The sequence below is a fragment of the Mesorhizobium sp. M2A.F.Ca.ET.067.02.1.1 genome, from assembly GCF_004023285.1.
Classification (GTDB): domain Bacteria; phylum Pseudomonadota; class Alphaproteobacteria; order Rhizobiales; family Rhizobiaceae; genus Mesorhizobium.
Genome location: NZ_RZSB01000633.1, coordinates 1 through 3,538, shown reverse-complemented (window position 1 = coordinate 3,538; position 3,538 = coordinate 1). Strand labels below are relative to the sequence as shown.

At 64.5% G+C, this 3,538-nt stretch carries 4 protein-coding genes and 2 pseudogenes; 4 read left to right on the top strand and 2 right to left on the bottom strand.

The annotated features are described in order from the left end of the window. The 3 genes and pseudogenes from EOA28_RS29035 to EOA28_RS29025 all read left to right on the top strand — a co-directional run. Positions 1 to 297: phosphoribosylformylglycinamidine synthase subunit PurQ (locus EOA28_RS29035; RefSeq protein ID WP_189342229.1), on the top strand; the 297-nt coding region annotated here is incomplete at its 5' end. Between the two features lie 40 nt (positions 298 to 337). Next, on the top strand, positions 338 to 748 hold the full coding sequence (locus tag EOA28_RS29030; protein WP_127253304.1) for a hypothetical protein: 411 nt from the start codon (positions 338 to 340) through the stop codon (positions 746 to 748). Positions 749 to 755: 7 nt separating this feature from the next. Next, positions 756 to 1,418, top strand: a pseudogene (locus EOA28_RS29025) (Pr6Pr family membrane protein). Between the two features lie 22 nt (positions 1,419 to 1,440). Here EOA28_RS29025 and EOA28_RS29020 read toward each other — a convergent pair. After that, positions 1,441 to 1,689: a DUF1127 domain-containing protein gene (locus EOA28_RS29020; protein ID WP_127253306.1), complete on the bottom strand. Its 249-nt coding sequence runs from the start codon at positions 1,687 to 1,689 to the stop codon at positions 1,441 to 1,443. A gap of 88 nt (positions 1,690 to 1,777) precedes the next feature. Between EOA28_RS29020 and EOA28_RS29015 the strand changes: the two genes are divergently transcribed. Beyond that, complete coding sequence (locus EOA28_RS29015; protein ID WP_127386014.1) at positions 1,778 to 3,187, top strand: PLP-dependent aminotransferase family protein; 1,410 nt, start codon at positions 1,778 to 1,780, stop codon at positions 3,185 to 3,187. Between the two features lie 232 nt (positions 3,188 to 3,419). Here the strand turns inward: EOA28_RS29015 and EOA28_RS39085 are convergent. Beyond that, positions 3,420 to 3,538: pseudogene (locus EOA28_RS39085) on the bottom strand (hypothetical protein); the annotation flags it as partial.

Sequence of the window (3,538 nt, the reverse complement as noted above, 5' to 3'; positions counted from 1 at the left end):
ATGTTCACCCGGCACTACAAGCCCGGGCAGATCATCCGCTCGCCCGTGGCGCATCATGACGGCAATTACTTCGCCGACGCCGAGACGCTCGCCCGGCTCGAAGGCGAAGGCCAGGTGGTGTTCCGCTACGCCGAAGGCACCAATCCCAACGGCTCGATCAACGATATTGCCGGCATCGTCAACGACAAGGGCAACGTGCTCGGTCTGATGCCGCATCCCGAAAACCTGATCGAGGCGGCGCATGGCGGCAATGATGGACGCGCGTTGTTCGAAAGCGCGCTCGGCCTCGCGGCTTGATCCTTTAAGAATCCTATCGGAACGCGGGGGCGGACTGACCATGAGACCGACGATCGCTCGCCTTGCTCTCCTGGCCGCCGCCGGGCTCGCCTTGGCTTCCTGCCAGTCCAGCCCCAAGACGACGCCGGTTCCCTCGGGCAAAAGCGCCTCACTGCTTGCCATGGAACAGGTCGCCATTTCGGCGCATAAATGCTGGATCGCCAGCAAGGATCCGGCCTTCAAGGCCTACCAGATGGCCAACGAGCTCAATTCCTACAGCGGCACGCCGCGCTTCCTGCTGGTGCCCGCCAAGCATTATGGCGGCAAGCCGCTGCTGGTCGTGCAGGCGCAGGGCAATTCCAGCCGCGTCGACGTGTTCGGGCCGCTGATGAACGAGCCGCTCGGCGCCCGCATCGGTTCCGACATTGCCCGCTGGCAGGCCGGAAACCCGTCCTGCGCGGCTGCCGCGTGAACCTGCCATGAGCCGGTTCCTGCAGATCGCGGGGCTGGTCATCGGGCTGATTGCGCTTGTCCTGCAAGCCGCGATCACCATTCCGGCGTCGATGGCGGCCGGGCGCAGCCTGCTAGGCTCGATCGTCTTTCTTCTCAGCTTCTTCACCATCTTGACCAACATCGCCGCCGTGATGGTGCATGCTTCGCTGCTGTCACCCACCGGCTATGCTTGGTTCCCGGCCTTCGCCGGGCAGCGCATGCGCGCCGGCGTCGCGGTGTCCATCACGCTGGTCTTCATCGTCTACGCGACCGTGCTGGCAGGGCTTTGGCAACACAGGGCCTGTTCCTGCTTTGCGACATCCTGCTCCACTATGTCACGCCGCTGATCTTCGTGCTGTGGTGGCTCATTGCCGGCGCGGATGGCTCGACGCGCTGGCGCGATATCTCCTGGTGGATGATCTATCCGCTCACCTATCTCGGCTACGCGCTGATCCGCGCGCCCTTCGCCGGCGAAGTGCCCTATCCGTTCCTCGACGTGACCAAGAACCGGCGCGGCCAGCGTCGCCGTTTCGGCCGTGGGCGTCACGGCGCTGTTCGTCGGATCGAGTGTGCTTGCCGTGCTGATCGATCACGGCATCGGCGGATTGCGGGGGAAACCCGCAACCCGCGTTCAATCGGGCCGCCGATAGGTTGCCATTCGACGACGGGGCGTCACTCCCAGAACGACCTGATGCCTTCGCGATGGGCATCGCAGCGTGAGATGCCGATATCCTTGAGCTGCTCGTCTGTCATCTCAAGCAGTGCGAGGCGGCCGCGCCGGCGCTCGAGCATGCGGTCGATCTGCCTGGCGATGGAACGGAGCACAACCACCAGCCGGCCGACAACGCCGCGATGGGCCAAGGGCTCGGCTTGCGCGCCAAAAGCCGGGCGAGCGTAGCGAATTGTATCAATTGTATCCATTGTCGTCCCTTGTCTCGATTGTACCTTTCCAATCGTGGGTTCGATATGGATTGACTCATCGCGCGGTGCAATATAGATAATTGTCACCATGACAAATTGGCTCCCTGACCTCTCCACTGGCTCCGGTCCGCTCTATCAGCGCCTTGCTGACAGCATTGAGTCAGATATCGACAAGGGCGTCATCGATGCCGGTGCAAAACTGCCGCCGCAGCGCGATCTCGCCTATGACATCGGCACGACTGTCGGCACCATCGGCAGGGCCTATCAGCTGCTGCGTGAACGCGGTTTGGTGAGCGGCGAGGTCGGTCGCGGCACCTATGTGCTCGGCCAGCGCGCCGAGGCGCCGAAACCCGACCTCGAACCTGGCTTGCAAGGTACGCGCCCCATCGACGCGCCGAGCGGCAAGCTGCGCTTCGACAGCACCGCCGCGCCCGATGTCGGCCAGGGTGCGGTGATCGCCGACATCCTGGCGCGCACGGCGCAGGAGCACCCGCACGAAATTTCGAGCTACACGCGTGATTTTCCCGAACGCTGGTACGAGGCGGGCAGCCGCTGGCTGGCCCGCAACGCCTTCCGCCCCTCGCCCGATTCGATCGTGCCGACGCTGGGCACGCATGCCGCGGTCATGGCAGCGATCGCGGCGCTGACCATGCCCGGCGACTACGTCGTCTTCGAGCACCTCACCTATTCGCAGATCGCGCGCAGCGCCGGGCTGATCGGGCGACGCATCGCGCTGGTCTCGACTGACGACAACGGCATCAACCCGGATGATTTCGAGCGCGTCTGTGCGCAGAAACACCCAAAGGTCATGTTCCTGATGCCGACCGCGAAGAACCCGACACTGGTGACGCTGTCGGCGGAGCGGCGGCAGGCGATCGCGCGGATCGCGCGCGAATACAATGTCGCGCTGATCGAGGACGACCTTTACGGCGAGCTCACCGACGACCCGACGCCGTTGCTGGCCGAATATGCGCCCGAGCGCACCATCGTCGCCGGCGGCTTGTCGAAGTCGGTCGCCGCCGGCGTGCGCGGCGGCTGGCTTTCCTGCCCGCCGGCCTACCGCCACCGCATCCGTGTCGCCCACAAGATGATGACCGGCGGCCTGCCATTCCTGCTGGCCGAGGTCGGCACGAGGCTGGTGACGTCGGGGCAGGCAAGCGATATCCGCAAGCGCTGCGTTGCCGAAATCCAGACGCGCCTCGCCATCGTGCGCGACGTGCTGACGGGCTTCGACTTCAAGGCGCGGAACAACGTGCCCTTCGTCTGGCTGACGCTGCCCGATCCATGGCTCTCCGGCACCTTCAAGAACGCCTGCCTGGCGCAAGGCGTGCTTATCGACGACGAGGACGAGTTCAAGGCCGGCCGCTCCGAGCAGGTCTTTCACGGCGTGCGCTTCGGCGTCTCGCAGCCGCGGCAAAGCCAGGATGTCGCCGGCGGCGTCGCCGTCATCCGCCGCCTGCTCGACGAAGGCCGCGCCGGCTACGACAGTTTTTCCTGATCAAGCCTGAAAGCCCAGACCTAAGCACCGCGGGAGTGGCAGTTTTCCGGCGTTTTCCCTATCTGGTGGGGGTGTATCGCGCGAAAGCTTGCGATATGAGGAGACTCGAAGAACCTCCCCTCTCCCACGGACAAAAATCGCCGCTCATGACCATTTCCAATTCCGTGCCGATCACCCCCGAGCTCGTCGCCGCGCACGGGCTGAAGCCCGATGAATACCAGCGCATCCTGGATCTGGTCGGCAGCGTGCGCAGCCATTTCTTTGAGGACTTGTAGGAGCAGTGCTCGTTCCACATCGCCGAGAAGATGCCGAGCTCGGTGAAACTTGGCTCGCGGCCGACCAGATCCAGGA